This is a genomic window from Shinella lacus, assembly GCF_010994755.1.
Taxonomy (GTDB): Bacteria; Pseudomonadota; Alphaproteobacteria; order Rhizobiales; family Rhizobiaceae; genus Shinella; species Shinella lacus.
In genome coordinates this window covers 90,342-106,347 of sequence record NZ_WHSB02000020.1, presented here as the reverse complement: position 1 = coordinate 106,347, position 16,006 = coordinate 90,342, and the positions used below count along the sequence as shown (strand labels likewise).

General features: G+C 64.6%; 22 protein-coding genes and 1 pseudogene. 9 read left to right on the top strand and 14 right to left on the bottom strand.

The window, feature by feature from the left end; translation table 11 throughout:
- The 5 genes and pseudogenes from GB927_RS31175 to GB927_RS31155 all read right to left on the bottom strand — a co-directional run.
- Positions 1-116: pseudogene (locus tag GB927_RS31175) on the bottom strand (LacI family transcriptional regulator); the annotation flags it as partial.
- A gap of 119 nt (positions 117-235) precedes the next feature.
- Complete coding sequence (locus GB927_RS31170) at positions 236-1,279, bottom strand: Gfo/Idh/MocA family protein (protein WP_256121126.1); 1,044 nt, start codon at positions 1,277-1,279, stop codon at positions 236-238.
- Positions 1,280-1,287: 8 nt separating this feature from the next.
- The gene (locus GB927_RS31165) at positions 1,288-2,073 is read right to left on the bottom strand and encodes a ThuA domain-containing protein (RefSeq protein ID WP_256121125.1); all 786 of its coding nucleotides are present in this window, start codon (positions 2,071-2,073) and stop codon (positions 1,288-1,290) included.
- Between the two features lie 109 nt (positions 2,074-2,182).
- Positions 2,183-2,524, bottom strand: coding sequence for a DMT family transporter (locus GB927_RS31160; protein ID WP_256121124.1), 342 nt, complete (start codon positions 2,522-2,524; stop codon positions 2,183-2,185).
- Positions 2,525-2,581: 57 nt separating this feature from the next.
- On the bottom strand, positions 2,582-3,142 hold the full coding sequence (locus GB927_RS31155) for a TetR/AcrR family transcriptional regulator (protein WP_256121123.1): 561 nt from the start codon (positions 3,140-3,142) through the stop codon (positions 2,582-2,584).
- 127 nt (positions 3,143-3,269) lie between these two features.
- Between GB927_RS31155 and GB927_RS31150 the strand changes: the two genes are divergently transcribed.
- Together GB927_RS31150 and GB927_RS31145 are read left to right on the top strand one after the other, a co-directional pair.
- A complete protein-coding gene (locus GB927_RS31150; RefSeq protein WP_256121122.1) occupies positions 3,270-3,686 on the top strand; it encodes a group II truncated hemoglobin in 417 nt (138 codons plus the stop codon).
- 7 nt (positions 3,687-3,693) lie between these two features.
- Complete coding sequence (locus GB927_RS31145; RefSeq protein ID WP_256121121.1) at positions 3,694-4,059, top strand: DUF423 domain-containing protein; 366 nt, start codon at positions 3,694-3,696, stop codon at positions 4,057-4,059.
- Here the strand turns inward: GB927_RS31145 and GB927_RS31140 are convergent, their stop codons facing one another.
- The 6 genes from GB927_RS31140 to GB927_RS31115 form a co-directional block, all read right to left on the bottom strand.
- Entirely contained in the window at positions 4,060-4,434 is a 375-nt protein-coding gene (locus tag GB927_RS31140; protein WP_256121120.1) for a bleomycin resistance protein, read from the bottom strand.
- The gene (gene hmuQ / locus GB927_RS31135; protein ID WP_256121119.1) at positions 4,431-4,745 is read right to left on the bottom strand and encodes a heme-degrading protein HmuQ; all 315 of its coding nucleotides are present in this window, start codon (positions 4,743-4,745) and stop codon (positions 4,431-4,433) included. Before hmuQ ends, GB927_RS31140 begins: the two co-directional genes overlap by 4 nt.
- A gap of 15 nt (positions 4,746-4,760) precedes the next feature.
- Entirely contained in the window at positions 4,761-5,030 is a 270-nt protein-coding gene (locus tag GB927_RS31130) for a hypothetical protein (RefSeq protein WP_256121118.1), read from the bottom strand.
- The gene (locus GB927_RS31125; protein ID WP_256121128.1) at positions 5,027-5,425 is read right to left on the bottom strand and encodes a DUF2325 domain-containing protein; all 399 of its coding nucleotides are present in this window, start codon (positions 5,423-5,425) and stop codon (positions 5,027-5,029) included. The genes GB927_RS31130 and GB927_RS31125 overlap by 4 nt, the downstream gene beginning before the upstream one ends.
- Positions 5,426-5,826: 401 nt before the next feature.
- On the bottom strand, positions 5,827-6,723 hold the full coding sequence (locus GB927_RS31120; protein WP_256121117.1) for an energy transducer TonB family protein: 897 nt from the start codon (positions 6,721-6,723) through the stop codon (positions 5,827-5,829).
- Positions 6,724-6,797: 74 nt separating this feature from the next.
- Positions 6,798-7,223, bottom strand: coding sequence for a hypothetical protein (locus tag GB927_RS31115; RefSeq protein WP_256121116.1), 426 nt, complete (start codon positions 7,221-7,223; stop codon positions 6,798-6,800).
- A 236-nt stretch (positions 7,224-7,459) separates the two neighbouring features.
- Here GB927_RS31115 and GB927_RS31110 point away from each other — a divergent pair, with 236 nt between their 5' ends.
- The 6 genes from GB927_RS31110 to GB927_RS31085 all read left to right on the top strand — a co-directional run bounded on the left by GB927_RS31110 (position 7,460) and on the right by GB927_RS31085 (position 12,478).
- Complete coding sequence (locus GB927_RS31110; protein WP_256121115.1) at positions 7,460-8,506, top strand: hemin-degrading factor; 1,047 nt, start codon at positions 7,460-7,462, stop codon at positions 8,504-8,506.
- Between the two features lie 123 nt (positions 8,507-8,629).
- The gene (locus GB927_RS31105; protein ID WP_256121114.1) at positions 8,630-9,571 is read left to right on the top strand and encodes a heme/hemin ABC transporter substrate-binding protein; all 942 of its coding nucleotides are present in this window, start codon (positions 8,630-8,632) and stop codon (positions 9,569-9,571) included.
- Positions 9,558-10,664, top strand: coding sequence for a FecCD family ABC transporter permease (locus GB927_RS31100; RefSeq protein WP_256121113.1), 1,107 nt, complete (start codon positions 9,558-9,560; stop codon positions 10,662-10,664). The genes GB927_RS31105 and GB927_RS31100 overlap by 14 nt, the downstream gene beginning before the upstream one ends.
- Before the next feature lie 4 nt (positions 10,665-10,668).
- A complete protein-coding gene (locus GB927_RS31095; protein WP_256121112.1) occupies positions 10,669-11,457 on the top strand; it encodes a heme ABC transporter ATP-binding protein in 789 nt (262 codons plus the stop codon).
- A gap of 128 nt (positions 11,458-11,585) precedes the next feature.
- Positions 11,586-11,984 carry a glycine zipper domain-containing protein gene (locus GB927_RS31090; protein WP_256121111.1) on the top strand — a complete coding sequence of 133 codons (399 nt, stop codon included), beginning with the start codon at positions 11,586-11,588 and terminating at the stop codon, positions 11,982-11,984.
- A gap of 65 nt (positions 11,985-12,049) precedes the next feature.
- The gene (locus GB927_RS31085; RefSeq protein ID WP_256121110.1) at positions 12,050-12,478 is read left to right on the top strand and encodes a hypothetical protein; all 429 of its coding nucleotides are present in this window, start codon (positions 12,050-12,052) and stop codon (positions 12,476-12,478) included.
- Between the two features lie 13 nt (positions 12,479-12,491).
- Here GB927_RS31085 and GB927_RS31080 read toward each other — a convergent pair whose 3' ends face one another.
- From GB927_RS31080 to GB927_RS31070, 3 genes are all read right to left on the bottom strand, one after another.
- Complete coding sequence (locus GB927_RS31080) at positions 12,492-13,997, bottom strand: sensor histidine kinase (protein WP_256121109.1); 1,506 nt, start codon at positions 13,995-13,997, stop codon at positions 12,492-12,494.
- A gap of 123 nt (positions 13,998-14,120) precedes the next feature.
- Positions 14,121-14,675, bottom strand: coding sequence for an RNA polymerase sigma factor (locus GB927_RS31075; protein ID WP_256121108.1), 555 nt, complete (start codon positions 14,673-14,675; stop codon positions 14,121-14,123).
- A 7-nt stretch (positions 14,676-14,682) separates the two neighbouring features.
- Complete coding sequence (locus tag GB927_RS31070) at positions 14,683-14,862, bottom strand: NepR family anti-sigma factor (RefSeq protein WP_256121107.1); 180 nt, start codon at positions 14,860-14,862, stop codon at positions 14,683-14,685.
- A 164-nt stretch (positions 14,863-15,026) separates the two neighbouring features.
- Here GB927_RS31070 and GB927_RS31065 point away from each other — a divergent pair, with 164 nt between their 5' ends.
- A complete protein-coding gene (locus GB927_RS31065; RefSeq protein WP_256121106.1) occupies positions 15,027-15,821 on the top strand; it encodes a response regulator in 795 nt (264 codons plus the stop codon).
- The last annotated feature ends 185 nt before the right edge of the window (positions 15,822-16,006 follow it).

The window sequence follows — 16,006 nt, the reverse complement described above, 5'->3', positions numbered from 1 at the left end:
AGCGTCTGGAGCTCGGCCGGCGGTTTGCCTTCGATGCGGGCGATCACGGCTTTTGCCAGTTCGCGGCCGGCGAGGCGGATGTCTTCGCGCATGGTCACGACCTCGGGCCGCAGCCATTCGGATCGGCGACATGGTCTTGCAACTGTTGCAGGGGGAAGCGCCGGAGCGGTTGCAGGAAGTCTGGCCCGTCGATTTCCTCGTGCGCGGATCGACAGGCCCTGCGCCGGGCTGAACCTCAGACTTTCCGTTCGCAGCGGTCCTTTTCGGTCTCGATGGCGAGGTCGAGCACCTTCTGGAGCTCGGCGGCGTGGCGGAAGCCGGGTTCGATCCTTTTGCCGGCGGTCACGGCGGCGGCGAAGCGCTGGTAGTTGGTCGGCACCGTGCCGGCATCGAGTTCGCGCCAAACCGCCTGCTCGACATCCTCGCCGAGGCAGCCGCGCAGGCGCGATCCCTCGGTGGAGTGGAGGACTTCCAGCGCGCCCCTGTCGCCGTGCATGCGAAGGCGCAACTCGTTCAGATGCCCGGTCGCCCAGCGGCTGGAATGGATGACGCCGAGCGCGCCATTGGCGAAATCGACGGTCATGGTGAAACTGTCATTGGCGTCGAGGTCGTATTCGCCGATGCGGTTTTCCGGCGCCTTGTCGAAGGCCTTCAGCCGCGCGAAGACATGCTCCACGTCGCTTGCGGCGCCATAGCTCGCAAAGTCGAGGATGTGGATGCCGACATCGCCGAGCACACCGTTCGAGCCGTGCCGGGTGGAAAGCCGCCAGAGCCACTGGCTTTCCGTCGCCCAGTTGCCCCAGGCCTTGGAGACGAGCCAGCTTTGCAGGTAGGACGCCTCGACATGGCGCACATGGCCGATCTCGCCAGCCAGCACCATCTCGCGCGCCTTCTGCAAGGGTGCGACGTTGCGGTAGGTGAGGTTCACCATGGTGACGAGGCCGGATGCGTCGGCGGCGCGCGCCATCTCGTCCGCCTTGGCATAGTTTTCCGCGAGCGGCTTTTCGCACATGACGTGTTTTCCCGCCGCCAGCAGCGCTAGCGTCGTCGGGTGATGCGCGCGGTCGGGCGTCACGTTGGTGGCGGCGTCAAAGCCGTTCCAGGCGATCGCGTCCTCCAGCGAGGTGAAGACATTGGGAATGCCATGCGTGTCGGCGAAGGCTTTGGCCCGCAACGGATCGACATCGACCGCGCCGACCAGCTCGACGCCCTCGATTGCGGAAAAATGCTGGGCATGGCTGTTCGCCATGCCGCCGGTTCCAAGGATGAGAAGACGCATAATAGGCCTCAGCGGTAACCGGCTTCGCCGGCTTCATGCAGCTTCGGACCGCGCTCGACGATCGGCTCCAGCGCGTTTTCCACCGGCACGTTCGGCGCGTCGTGGATCGCCGCGTAGGTGCCCTGCGGGTTGAAGGCCCATTTCACGCTGTTGCCGAGCACCTTCTGCACAGTAGCATCGTGATAGGTCGGATAGGTCTCGTGGCCGGGGCGGAAGTAGAAAATCTTGCCGGCGCCGCGGCGCCAGGTCATGCCGGAGCGGAACACCTCGCCGCCGGCGAACCAGGAGATGAAGACCGTTTCCAGCGGCTCCGGCACGGAAAATTGCTCGCCGTACATTTCCTCATTTTCCAGCACGAAGTTCTCGCCAAGGCCTTCGGCGATGGGGTGGCGCGGATTGATGACCCACAGGCGCTCGCGCTCGCCGGCTTCGCGCCATTTCAGCGCGCAGGGCGTGCCCATCAGGCGCTTGAAGATTTTCGAGAAATGGCCGGAATGCAGCACGAGCAGGCCCATGCCCTCCCACACGCGCTTGGCCACGCGCTCGACCACCGCGTCGTCCACCGCACCATGGTCCTTGTGGCCCCACCAGACGAGCACGTCCGTTTCGGCAAGCCGCGCCTCGCTCAGGCCGTGCTCCGGCTCCTGCAAGGTCGCCGTTGTGGCGCTGATCGCGGGATCCCTGTTGAGCGCGTCGGCGATCGTCTTGTGCATGCCGTTCGGGTAGATCGAGCGCACGATCTCGTTCGTCTGCTCGTGGATGTTTTCACCCCATACGATGGTGCGTATAGCCATGTGCCATTCCTCTTAAAGCCGGCAATTGAAACCGCTTTCAATTGCCGGAATCGATTAAGACCAGACCCGCTTCTTGGCAAGCGGGGGGCCTGCCGATTCCGGCTGCCTTTCAGTGGAATGTCGATTTGGAGAAAAGGTTCAGCACAAGCACGCCGGCAATGATGAGGCCGAGGCCGAAAAGTGCTGCCGGATCGAGCTTCTGGCCAAAGGCGAAATAGCCGACGGCCGAGATCAGCACGATGCCGAGGCCGCTCCAGATGGCATAGGCGATGCCCACCGGCACGTAGCGCAGGCTCCAGGACAGGAAGAAGAAGGCGATGGCATAGCAGACGACCATCGCGGCCGTCGGCACGACGCGGGTGAAATGCTGCGCGGCCTGCATGGCCGAGGTGCCGAGCACTTCGAAGATGATGGCGACGACGAGGGCGGCATAGACGAGGGGCAGGCTCATGACGTGTCTCCGGCGCGCATCGCGCCAATGGGCGCCGGCGGGGCGCGAAGTGTTGGATCAGGAGCGCGAAAGCGCGAGCAACCGGCCCAGCATGGCGGTGCGCGTTTCGGCATCCAGTGTCGGCGCGCCGAGCAGGTCGGCGAGCCAGAGGCCGTCCACGGCATAGCGGACGAGCACGGAATCCGGCGAGGAATCCGTGCCGATGTTTTCCGCGAGATGCCGCTCGACCCATTGTCGCCAGCGTTCCCGCAGGTGCGGCTCGGAAATCAGCGCGATGGTCAGCACCTTCCATTGCTCGCTGTCGTCCATGCCCTCGGGCACGAAGAACACCGCGACATAGGCCCGGGTGAAGCGACCCTTCGGCTCCGGGTCGGACTGCATCTTTTCCGCGAGCACCCGGTCGAGCTTTTCCGTCAGGTCACTGAACAGGCCGTCGAGCAGCGACAGCTTGTTCGGGAAATGGTGCAGCAGGCCGCCCTTGCTGACGCCGGCCGCCTGCGAGACCGCATCGAGCGTCACGCTCCCCGGTCCCTTCTCCAGCGACAGCCGTGCGGCGACCTCCAGCAATTGCTGGCGGACGGCTTCCGGGTGTTTCTTGCGGTGATGTGCCTTGCTCATGCTTAAAACATACCGTCTGGACGGTTTCTTGTCAATCCGTCAGAAACGCGCGCTTCGTCGCAGGCAAAAGGCTGCCATTGCCTGCCGGATGGCCGGGCGCTAATACCGGAGAAACGGGAAAGCGGCGATGACGGATACGACCGGTAGCGAGGAACGGCAGGGCGAGACGATCACCCTCTATGAGGCGATCGGCGGCGATGGGGGTGTGCGGGCGCTGACGCATCGCTTCTACGAACTGATGGACACCCTGCCGGAAGCGGCGCGCTGTCGCGCGATCCATCCGCCGGATCTCTCCAGCAGCGAAGAGAAGTTTTACGAATACCTGACCGGCTGGCTCGGCGGACCGCCGCTCTATACGGACAAGCGCGGCCACCCCATGCTGCGCCGCCGCCATTTCGTGGCACAGATCGGGCCGGCGGAGCGGGACGAATGGCTGCTCTGCTTCGGACGCGCGCTGGAGGAGACCGTGCCGAGCGAGGGCTTGCGCACCATCATCCTCGAGCCGGTGACCCGCCTCGCCCACCACATGCAGAACCAGGAATAGGACCCCGATGTCGTTTTCGCTTCGTTCGACGACACTGCTCGTCGCCGGCCTGATGGGTATCACGGGCGTCGTCACCGCGGCGGCCGCGTCGCACGGCAGCGACCCGCGCCTGATGGCCGGCGCCTCCACCATGTGCCTGGCGCACGCCCCGGCACTGATCGCGCTTTATGCCGCGTGGCGGACCATGCGGATCGCCCCGCTTGCCGCCCTGCTGCTCGCCGTCGGCACCGCGCTCTTTGCGGGCGACCTCGTCTTCCGCCATACGGCGGGCCACGGGCTCTTCCCGATGTCCGCGCCAACGGGCGGCGTGATCATGATGGCGGGCTGGCTGGCGGTGGCGCTCGGCGCGTTCCTGCCGCGCAAGGAAACCTGATCAGCTCGTCGGGATCCGGCCGAAACGCAGCAGGTTGCCATGCGGATCATGGATGTAGAACTCTTCCATGTTCCAAGGCCGCACCGCCATCGGCGTCAGGCTTGGCACCCCGCGTGCGCTGAATTCGCGGTGCAGATCTTCAATGCCGCCGCCGCGCAGATAGACGGTCGTGTTCTCACAGAGCGACCGGTCATCGACGAGCGCGAAGTGAAGTTCCATGCCGGCCACGCGGCGCACGATGAGATAGTTGTTCGCCTCGTAGACGACCTCTTCGAAGCCGAGTTGCTTCGTATAGAAGGCCTTGGTTTCCTGGATATCCAGCGACGGCAGGACGGGCAGGACCTCGACGCGGTCGGGATCGTCGAGCACGTTCATGCGCCTTCGACCACGCTGAAGCCCTCGAATTTCGGCGGGCCGAGATAAATGCCCTTGTCGGCCGCAGCGTTCTTGTGCGCCTGCCGGAAATTCTCCGATTTCGTCCAGGCAATGAAATCGTCCTTGCTCGCCCAGATCGAATGGGAGGCGAAGAGGGTGAACCCCTCTTCCGCATTGGTATCGCCACGAAGCAGGTGGAAGGACTGGAAGCCGGGCGTGTCCGCCAGGCTGGAATCCCGCCCCTTCCAGATATTTTCAAAAGACTCTTCGTGGCCGATTGCGATCCGGAAACGGTTCATGGCGAAGAACATGCAAGCACCTTGATGTCAGAGCGAATCCCGCCGCACGCGGCGCGGCACGGGGAAGGCTACGACATTGTCATTGCGTGCTTCAAGGGCGGATGGGCCCTCGAAGCTCGCCGTGCGCGACGGCGGGCGGGCGTTCTGGACCGGGAATTCCGTGACGTTCTCGGTTTCGAGCACCTCCGCACGACGCGTCAGCAGGGCGTAAAGTTCCGGCACAAGGCCGTCGCCGTTCTGTGCAGCCAGCTTGTGCAGTCCGATCATCATGAAGGCTTCGGGTCTTTCGTCATTCACTGCGCAGTCTCTCCCTGGCTCATGCTCTGCAGGGCGCGCTCGAAGGAGGATTTGCTGCCGTTGCGCAGCGGTACGAAAGCCTTTTCCCACTTCTTGCAGCCCGTCTTCACGCGGATGCAGGCATCATGGCTGATACAGTCGATGGGGCAGAAGACGCAGTCGACCGAGGGCAGCACATTGTCGATGCGCGACACCGCTTCACGCAGGCCGCCATCGTGATGGATGAGATTGGCGCCGTAGGAACTGGCGATCTGGCGCAGATGCGCCACCTGGCAGTCCCGACCGCCGACATAGAGGAAGCTGCGCCCTTCGAGCGTCGCCTTGCTGTCCGCCTTCTGGGCCGCGTCGTCCTGGTGGCCGCGGGCCTGCTGCTGCTGCCTGTGCTTCTCGCGCATCGCCTTCCTCTCCGCTTCGCCGGTCCGGCGCTTGATCTTGGTGACTTCCACGCTGCGCGGTGCCTGCGGCACCCGCACTTCGACGCGCGGGGCAACGGCGGGCACGTCCGCCACCGCGGTTTCCGGCGCGGCCGCGACCTGCTTCCTGAGTGTGGCGACCTGGCGTTCCAGGTCCGAGATGCGCCGGTCGCGCTCGGCGATCATCGATTTCAAGACCGCTTCCGCGCGGCCTGCAGTCACGTAATTCATGCAAGTTCCCCTTTGGCACTCCGCAGCGCGAAGCCTCAGTCAGGGGCAACCTACAAAACCTGAGTTTGAGAGTAAAGTATAAACATGACTACGAAAGTCATATTTTCGTGCAAAAAATTCCCGCCATGGGGCTCATGGCGGGAATGCGCGCCTCAGTTGAAGACGATCGGCACGTTAAAGGCCCAGGACGAGCGCCCGGCAGCCTCCGGAATCTTGGCAAAGGGTGCCGCGCGCTGCACCGAATCGACTGCCGCCTTGTCGAGGGCCGCGCTGCCGGAGCTGCGCGCGACGCGGATGCCGCTCGCCTGGCCGCTGGAACCGACCGTGAAGCTCACGACCACGCTGCCGCGATCACCGCCGGAAACGCGGCGCTTGGCGCGGTTGATCTTGTTGCGCACCTTGCCCGGATAGTTGCTGACAGCGGCATTGCCGGCGGCGGACGAATTGCCCTTCTTCTGGCCGCCGACCGCCGCGGTCTTCACATCCGCCGAGCCATCGACCTCGCCCTTGGTGGCGTTCTGCTTGGCCTTGCCCTTCTCGCCGGCCTTCTTGACCGGCTTCTGCTTCGGCTTCTTGCGCTCGACCTTCTTGACCGGCTCTTCCTTCTTCACTTCCGGAACGGGCTCGATCGCTTCTTCCGGCACGATTTCCGGCTTGATTTCCGGAACCGGGATGGCAGCGATCTCAACCTCGGCCGACGGCACGAGCAACTCTTCCACCGGCTCGGAAACGATCGGGTCGGTGGGCTGCACCATCTCCGTCACTTCGGGCTCGATTTCGGTCGGCTGGATTTCCGCCACTTCCTGCGGCACCGGCTCTGTGATGTCGGGCTGGATCGTCTCGGGCGTGATCGTATCTTCGGGATTGCCGGATTCCACCGCCTCGAAGGCGCCGTTGCCGAGCATCGCCACTTCCGCGACGACGCCGCCGGCGATCAGCGCCTGCTCTTCTTCAGGCGCCGGCGCCATGGTGAGGATTGCGGCGGCCGTGGCGTGCGCCAGCAGGGAAAGGACGCCTCCGCCAACCCAGAGCCACTTGCTTCCAGACATGATATCACCCGTCATTCCGTTTCATGCATCACAGCGCCTCATGCGCCGCGAACGCGATACTCATCCTTCGAGGCCTATCCTTCGAGAGTGGCCGTCGCCTTGCTGCGCGTGACGATGCCGTCCATGCAGCGGCCCTTCTCCAGGCCTTCGCCTTCGCAGACCGGCGCATCGTTGATCAGCAGGTTCTTCACCGTCTCGCACTTGATGCCCGGCACGTCGAACTGGCGCACCTTGGATTTGCCGGCCGGCAGGTCGCGGAAATCCAGCAGCGCCAGGCGCTCGACCGTGCCCTTGTCGTTGAAGATGACGAATTCGAAGGAGACCTTCGAAACGTTCTGCGCAAAGCCGTTGCCCGCCACGAAGGTGAAGAGGCAGCCCTTCTGCGAGCTTGCGAGCGCGTTGAGCTCGACGTCCAGCCCCTTGGACACATCCTGCGCTGCGGCATGCGTGATGGCGGCAGCAGAAAGCATCGCCGAAAGAAGAATGGTGCGTACGGTCATTGGCCCGCCTGTTTCATACCGGTTTTAAGGTCGGCCGAGAGCGCCGGCCGCGGTCGTTCCTGCCGGCTGCCTCACACAAGAATTAACAACCCATTGTGGCGCCGGTATTGCGTGCATAGATAAATATGAGTAATGAAGTCAAGATAGTAAACGCAAAATCCCCGTCAAACCCCTGTTCCGGCAACTGAATTTACCGTGAAGGGCCGGCGTGGCAGACATTCGATCAAGGCCGAGCAATGAGCAACACGACCCGACCGACCCCCGCCGAAATCCGCGCCTTCCGCGCCGAGAACCCCAAAATGCGCGAGCGCGACATCGCCGCCCAGCTCGGCATTTCGGAAGCCGCGCTCGTTGCGGCCGAAGTCGGCCTGACCGCGGTCCGCATCGACGGCGATGCCAACCGTTTCCTCGAGCGCTCGGAAGCGCTCGGCGAGGTCATGGCGCTGACCCGCAACGAGAGCGTCGTGCACGAGAAGATCGGCGTCTTCGAGAAGATCACCACCGGCAAGCATGCCTCGATCGTGCTCGGCGAAAACATCGACCTGCGCATCTTCCCGGGCACCTGGGCGCATGGCTTCGCGGTCACCAAGACCGATGGCGACCAGGTGCGCCGCAGCCTGCAGTTCTTCGACAAGGCCGGCGTCGCCGTGCACAAGGTGCACCTGCGCCCCGCCTCCAATCTCGAAGCCTATGAGGCCATCGTCGCCGACTTCCGCCTGGAGGACCAGTCGCAGGATTTCGTCGAGGTGGTGTCCCAGAAGGTCGACGATACCGGCCCGGTCGACGTCGCAGTCCTGCGGGAAAGCTGGGCGGCCATGACCGATACGCACCAGTTCTTCGGCCTGCTGAAGAAGCTGAAGATCGGCCGCCAGGATGCCGTGCGCAGCGTCGGCGAGGATTTCGCCCATGAGGTGCGCGCCGACGCCGTCGGCGACCTGATGCGCGCTGCCGCCGAGCGGGATGCCGACATCATGTGCTTCGTCGGCAACAACGGCACGATCCAGATCCACACCGGCCCAGTGAAGAATATCCAGCCGATGGGGCCGTGGCTCAACGTCATGGACCCGACCTTCCACATGCACCTGCGCATGGATCACATCGCCGAGTGCTGGGTCGTGCGCAAGCCGACCGTCGACGGCCACGTCACCTCGCTGGAGGCCTATGACGCGAGCGGCGAGATGATCATCCAGTTCTTCGGCAAGCGCAAGGAAGGCATGGTGGAGCGCACCGACTGGCGCGAGATCCTCGACGGCCTGCCACGCCCCGACAGCGTCGCCGCCTGAGGGACAAGCAATTCCAGCAAAAGTGTGAAGCGGTTTTGCTTGCCGAGAATTGCGTAACGACAAAGAGACAGAGTGTTTTCGCGTTTCGTGAAAACACTCTGGAGACCCTTTAAGGAACCGACCATGAGCAAGAGCTTCGATTTCCGCCGCGCCCGCCCATGGGAAGTGGCCCTCACCGTGTTTGCCCTTTCCGCCCCCCTTCTGCTGCCGCTGGCGGGCTCCGGCTCGAACGGTTTCATCCGCAAGGCCGTCGCGCAGGAAATGCAGCAGGTCGACAGCTCGAAACTGGTGGCGATCGGCGGCGCGGTGACGGAAATCGTCTATGCGCTCGGCGAAGGCGGCCGCCTCGTCGCCCGCGATTCCACCAGCACCTTCCCGCAAGACGCGCTGAAGCTGCCGGATGTCGGCTATATGCGCCAGCTCTCGCCGGAGGGCGTCATCGCCGTCAACCCGACCGCCATCCTCGCCGTCGAAGGCAGCGGCCCGCCGGATGCGCTGGCCGTCCTGAAGAGCGCCGGCATTCCCTTCGAAACCGTGCCGGAAGGCTATGACCGCGCGGCGATCCTGAAGAAGATCGATGTCGTCGGCAAATTCCTCGGCGTGGCCGACAAGGCCAAGGAACTCGAAGCCACGGTCGCGGCCGATCTCGACGGCGCAATTGCCGACGCCGCCAAGCGGCCGGAAAACGAGCGCAAGCGCGTGCTGTTTATCCTCTCCTTCCAGAACGGCAAGGTCATGGCCGCGGGCGGCCACACGGCGGCCGACGGCATCATCGGGCTTGCCGGCGCGATCAATGCGACCGAAGGCGCCTTCGAAGGCTATAAGCCGCTCACCGACGAGGCGATCATCAAGGCCAAGCCCGATGTCGTCATGATCATGACGCGTCCCGGCGCCGGCAGCAGCGACGAGGAGATCCTCGCGCATCCGGCGATCTCGGTGACGCCGGCCGCCGCCAACAAGGCGATCCTGCGCATGAACAGCCTGCACCTGCTCGGCTTCGGCCCACGCACCGCCTCCGCCATCCGCGATCTCAACAAAGAACTCTACGGCAATGTCTCTCAATGACGCGGCGCGCGGTTCCGTGCTGATGCGCTCCGTCCAGTCCCGGCACGCCGGCGACCGGACGGCCGTCGCCCGCCTGACGCTCGTCGCCCTCGTCCTCATCTCGCTCGTCGCTCTCGCCTTGTCGATCACGACCGGTGCCTCGGATGCCTCCGCGATCAACGTCATCGGCGCTCTGTTCAGCGGTGCTGAGGACACGGCGCTCAGCATGCGCGACCGCATCATCGTTTTCGACATCCGCATGCCCCGCGCGCTGCTCGGCTTCCTGATCGGCGCCGCACTCGCCATGTCCGGCGCGGTCATGCAGGGCCTGTTCCGCAATCCGCTCGCCGATCCCGCCCTCGTCGGCATCTCGTCCGGCTCGGCACTCGGCGCGGTGCTGATGATCGTGCTCGGCGCCAGCCTGCCGGCCGGGGTGATGATCGCGCTCGGCGCCTTCGCGCTGCCGCTTGCCGCCTTTGCCGGCGGCCTGCTGACGACGCTGCTGCTCTATCGCATCGCCACGCGCGGCGGGCAGACCTCCGTCGCCACCATGCTGCTGGCCGGCATCGCGATTTCCGCACTTGCCGCTGCCATCACCGGCATCCTCATCTACATGGCCGACGACAAGCAGCTGCGTGATATCACCTTCTGGAGCCTCGGCTCGCTCTCCGGCATGACCTGGGCGAAGTTGTTTGCCGCAGGCCCCATCATGCTGGTGGCCCTGCTCGTCGTGCCGTTCCTGTCGCGCGGCCTCAACGCCATCACGCTCGGCGAGGCCGCCGCCTTCCACATGGGCGTGAAGGTGCAGCGGCTGAAATATATCGCCGTCGTCGCCGTTGCCGGCGCGGTCGGCGCCTCGGTCGCCGTCAGCGGCGGCATCGGCTTCGTCGGCATCGTCGTGCCGCATCTGCTGCGCATCGTCATCGGGCCGGATCACCGCTACCTGCTGCCGGCCTCTGCCCTTTTCGGCGGCGTGCTGATGCTCGGCGCCGACATGCTCGCCCGCACCATCGTGGCGCCCGCCGAACTGCCGATCGGCATCATCACGGCGCTGGCCGGCGCACCCTTCTTCCTCTGGGTGCTGCTGCGCGACCGCACGCGCAACGGCTGGTAGGACAATGATCACCGCAAAGAACCTCACGGTCAGCCTGTCCGGCAAGACCATCGTGCATGGCGTGGCGCTCGAAGCCAAGGCTGGGCAGCTCACCGCCATCGTCGGCCCGAACGGCTCCGGCAAGACGACGACGATGAAGGCGCTCGCCGGCGAACTGCCGAGCAAGGGCGAGATCACCATCAACGGCCATGCGCTGAGCGCACTCGAACCCTGGCAGCTCGCGGTGAAGCGCGCCGTGCTGCCCCAGGCCGCCACCATCGCCTTCCCCTTCACCGTGCGCGAAATCGTCCGCCTCGGCCTCACCGTCGGCCCGAACCGCCATGCCGAGCGCATCGACGCCATTACCACCGAGGCGCTCGCCGCCGTCGATCTTTCCGGTTTCGCTGGCCGCTTCTACCAGGAGCTTTCGGGCGGCGAGCAGCAGCGCGTGCAGCTCGCCCGCGTGCTCTCGCAGATCTGGGAACCGGTGCTGGACGACGAACCCTGTTTCCTGATGCTCGACGAGCCGGTCTCGGCACTCGACATCCGCCACCAGCTGACCATCATGCAGCTCGCGCGGCGTTACTGCGAAGGCGGCGGCGGGGTGATCGCGGTCATGCACGACCTCAACCTCACCGCCATGTTCGCGGACCATATGGTGATGATGCGCGCCGGCCGCATCGAGCGCGCCGGCCGGCCCGCCGACGTCATGACCGACGATGCGATGGAAGCCGTGTTCGGCTGCCGCATGCGCATCAACGGCGTGCCCGCCACGGGCGTGCCCTTCGTGCTGCCGCACACCGCTTCGGCCTGATTCTCCAGCGCCTTACGGAACTTTTTGCCCCGCCCCACGTTTCCTGCCCCGGAAAGACCGTTCCGCCAAGGGGGTGGAGCGCTGTTCGGCCCGCGCACCGCGCGGGCGACCGCAAAAGGAGAAACGGCATGGCCACCGGATTGTTTTCATCGCGCAGCAAAGGCCTGCGCAACGGCCTTCACGACGACGCCCAGGCCGTCGAGGAGCAGATCGCGGAACTGCGCGACGAGATCGCGTCTCTCGCCAAGCTGCTCGCCAGCGACGCCTCGGACGGCGCAAGCGGCATCCGCAAGAAGGCACGGGCGGTCAAGGCGCAGGCAAGCGACGCCGCGCATGACCTTAAGGATCGCGCACAGGGCGACATTCGCGACATGATCGCGGCCGGCGAGGACATTCTGGCAGAGTTCCAGACCCGCTATCAGGATTCCGGCCGCCGCGCCCGCAAGGCCGTGAAGGAGCATCCGCTCGCCACGCTCGGCGTCGCGGCTGCTGCTGGCTTCCTGCTCGCCGCACTGCTGCGCCGCTGATCCCATCCTCGCACGTTTCAGGGACGCCATCCGGCGTCCCTTCCTGATTGCCGGAGCGCCATAGCATGCTGTCACTGGGGGCCATTCTCATGCAGAACCTCGTTACCCGCGTCACGGACCGGGTGGACGAGACGATGGACATTGCCAAGCGCAATGCGATCGCCGGCCTGATTATCGGCCTCCTGCTGATCACCGCCTATGTGCTCGGCGTGGTCGCGACCGCCGTGCTGCTTGCGCAGCACTACGGCACCGTGCCGGCCCTTTTCGGCCTTGCCGGCGGCTTCCTGCTGCTTGCGCTGATCGTGCTTGCGGTCGTAGCCATGCGCAACAAGCGCGAGCGTGAACTGCGCCGCATCCGCCGCGATCAACTGGCGGCACGCCGCGACCTGATGGCCGCCGCTGCAACCGTCGCCGTGCGAAAACCCTTCGCAGCAACGGCCGCGGCCCTCGCACTCGGTTTCCTGCTCGCGCCCAAATCCCGCCGCGACGACTGATTTTCCTGATTTTTTAAAGCGGCATGCGGATGACGGCCGTGACGCCCTTCGGCAGATATTCGACATGCACGCTGCTGCCGAGGATCTTGTCGAGGCTACGCTCGATCAGCACCGAGCCGAAGCCGCGGCGCCCTTCCGGCTTGACCGGCGGCCCGCCGACCTCATGCCAGGTCATGTTGAGCACACGCTGGCCGTCCTCGTTCAGGACACGCGCGGTGATCACCACCTTTCCGCTGCGTAGCGACAGGCCGCCATATTTGCGGGCATTGGTGGCGAGTTCATGCAACACGAGACCGAGCCCGACAGCCTGATCCGGCCCAAGCTCCACCTCGTCCTTGTGGATCTCGACCTGGCTTTCATAGTCCATCGCATAGGGCATGATCTGCTTCTGCAGCAGCATTTTCAGATGAATGACGCCCCATTCGTGGTCGCTGAGCAGGCCATGCGCCTCGGAGAGCGATTGCAGCCGGCCGGCGAAGGCGTCCATGAACTCGACCGGGTCGCTCGTCTGCCGCAGCGTCTGGCGCGCCAGCGATTGCAGCATGGCGAGCGTGTTCTTGACGCGGTGGTTGAGCTCGCGCAGCAGGAGGCGCGTGCGCTCGGAGGCGAGCTGCCCGTCGGTCACGTCGACATTGATGCCGAGGAACACCGTCGGTTTGCCATCCGCGTCCCATTCATGCACTCGGCCGCGCCCGAGCAGCCAGCGCCCGGATTTTGCCGCCCGGAACAGGCCGTCATATTCCTTGCCGGAGGCGAGCGCATTGCGCAGGCGGCCGATGGTGACCTTGCGGTCCGCCGGATGCACTGCGGTGAAGAATTTGCGCGCGCTCATCGGCTGTGCCGGCTTAACGCCGAGCATGCGGTAGAAGGTCTCATTGCCCGAGACGATGCCCGTCGAGATATCCCACAGCCAGCTTGCGACATTGGCTGCATCGAGCGCCAGCGCATGGCGCTTTTCGTCGCGCGAAAGAACTTCGGCCGCCAGCGCGCGCCGCCGCGCCTCCTCTTTCAGCCCGAGAAGCGAGGTGGCAAGCGATGCCAGTTGCTTCAGGCGCGGCAGGAGATCGGCGGAGACGCGCGGATGCGGCTTCACATCGAAGACGCAGACCGTGCCGATCGGTTGCCCGCTGACGACGATCGGCACGCCGGCATAAAAACGCAGGTGCGGCTCGCCGGTAACGCTCGGCAGGCCGGCAAACCGCGAGTCCTTGGTAGCATCGGCGACGATAAGCGGTTCGCCGACATTTTCGGTGATCAATCGCACACAGAAGGAATCCGCCGAGGGCGCGCGGATCTCCCGCGTGCCCTCGCGCGCCAGGAACCATTGGTCCGTGCGGCCGAGAATGGTGACGAGGGCGATGGGTGCGGAAAACAGCCCCGCCGCAAGCCCGGCAATGTCGTCGAAATCGGGATCAGGGCCGAGAAAGACCGGCATCACAGCCTCAAGCGCCGCCAAACGGTCTGGCGCGCCCAGAACCGCTTCAAAATCGGACGGTAGTGGCTGAACGTTATCCTTCATACACTTTCGGTAAGCGATTCCACGTCCCATTTCACCAGCCAGTCATGCCGGCAGACGCAGATTCGTCCCAATCCCCTCAATCTTTCCGCCGCCCGTCATCATGACAGGCGGCGTTTGGTAGAATTACGATGCGAAGGCGCGCGACGTGATCGGTGCCGAAATGGCATCCGGCCCGTAATCGCCCTCGCCGCTGACCTGCAAAAGCTCCTGCAGGCGCTGGCGGGCGCGGTTCACGCGGCTCTTGATGGTGCCGAGCGCGCAGCCGCAGATTTCAGCCGCTTCCTCATAGGAGAAGCCGGAAGCACCGACGAGGATGATCGCCTCGCGCTGCTCGTCCGGCAGCTTTTCGAGCGCTTTCTTGAAATCCTGCATGTCGAGCGAACCGTATTGCGAGGGATGCTGCGCAAGGTTCTCGGTGAAGATGCCGTCGCTGTCCTGCACCTCGCGGCCGCGCTTGCGCAGCTTGCTGTAGAGTTCGTTGCGCAGGATCGTGAAGAGCCAGGCCTTCATGTTCGTGCCCATTTCGAACTGTTCCTGCTTGGCCCAGGCCTTCATGATCGTGTCCTGCACGAGGTCGTCCGCCTGGTCATGGCGGCCGATCAGCGAAATGGCGAAGGCGCGCAGGCTGGGAAGAACTGCGAGGAGTTCACGCTTGAAAGTCGTCTGTCGCTGTTCCATCTCGTCCTCACTCGGCCCGTTGAACGCTGTTTTCGACAGCATCCAGCTTTTCGAGAAGATCCAAGAACCTTTGGGGAAGCGTCTCGTCCTGTACCGAATGGTAGAATGCACGAAGTTTTGTCGCGATCTGTGCATTGGGATCATCCGGCCTCTTTCGAGGCTTGGCGGCATTCGTTTTATGTTCCACGCTATTCACTCTTGGCCACTTTCATTGTTCATCGCGCCCTAGTGACGAATTCGGCTTGGAAATGCCCCGCAGCAAAAAAGGTTCCATGCTTTGGAACTTAAATTTGGTTCCCGCGTTTAAACCGTCAACTGCAATTGCAGCAATTTAAGAACAGGGGACCACTCATGCCGATTTCCGACCGCATCGGACCGCACCTGCCGGCGCTGCGCCGTTACGCACGCGCCCTCACGGGCACCCAATCCTCCGGCGACGCCTATGTGGCCGCCACGCTCGAAACGATCCTCATCGATCCTTCCGTGATGCCCGAGGGCGAAGACGACAAGGCGAAGCTCTTCGGGCTCCTGAGCCGCATCATTTCCTCCCTCCCCGTTTCGATGAGCCGCCGCGCCGGCGCCATCGCGCCCGGCCGGGAGGCACCCTTCGATCTCTCCGGCGTTCCCCCGCTCGGCCGTCAGGCGCTGCTGCTGGCAACCGTCGAAGGTTTTTCGGTGGAACGGACCGCGGAAATCCTCGAAGCGGAAACCATCGCCATCCGCGCCCTGCTCGACGCCGCCTTCGCGGAGATCGCCGCCCAGGCGCAGACCGGAATCATGATCATCGAGGACGAGCCGCTCATCGCGCTCGACCTCGCCCACATGGTCAACGGCATGGGCCACCGCGTCACCGGCATCGCCCGCACGCAGGCCGAGGCCGAGATGCTGTGGAGCGACAGCCGCCCCGGCCTCGTCCTCGCCGATGTACGGTTGGCCGATGGCAGCTCCGGCATTGACGCGGTTAACACCATCCTGTCGCGGACCGACATCCCGGTCATCTTCATCACCGCCTATCCCGAACGGCTCCTGACCGGCGAGCGGCCGGAACCGGCCTTCCTCGTCTCGAAACCGTTCAATCCGGAGCAGGTGAAGGTCCTGATCAACCAGGCCCTTCTCTTTACCCCGCAAGCGCGCGCCGCGGCTTGATCTAGCTCCCGGATAGCCGCAGCGGCGGCGCGGCCGGCGGCGGTGGGAGGCACGCCCACCGCCGCCTTCGCTTGTTTTCTGATGTTCGTTATCCGCACAAAAGAAAACAGCCAGCGCCTGGGAGGCACTGGCTGCTTGAGTATCCACGGACCGGAGGGGGACACGGTATCGTGGTCGATCACCAG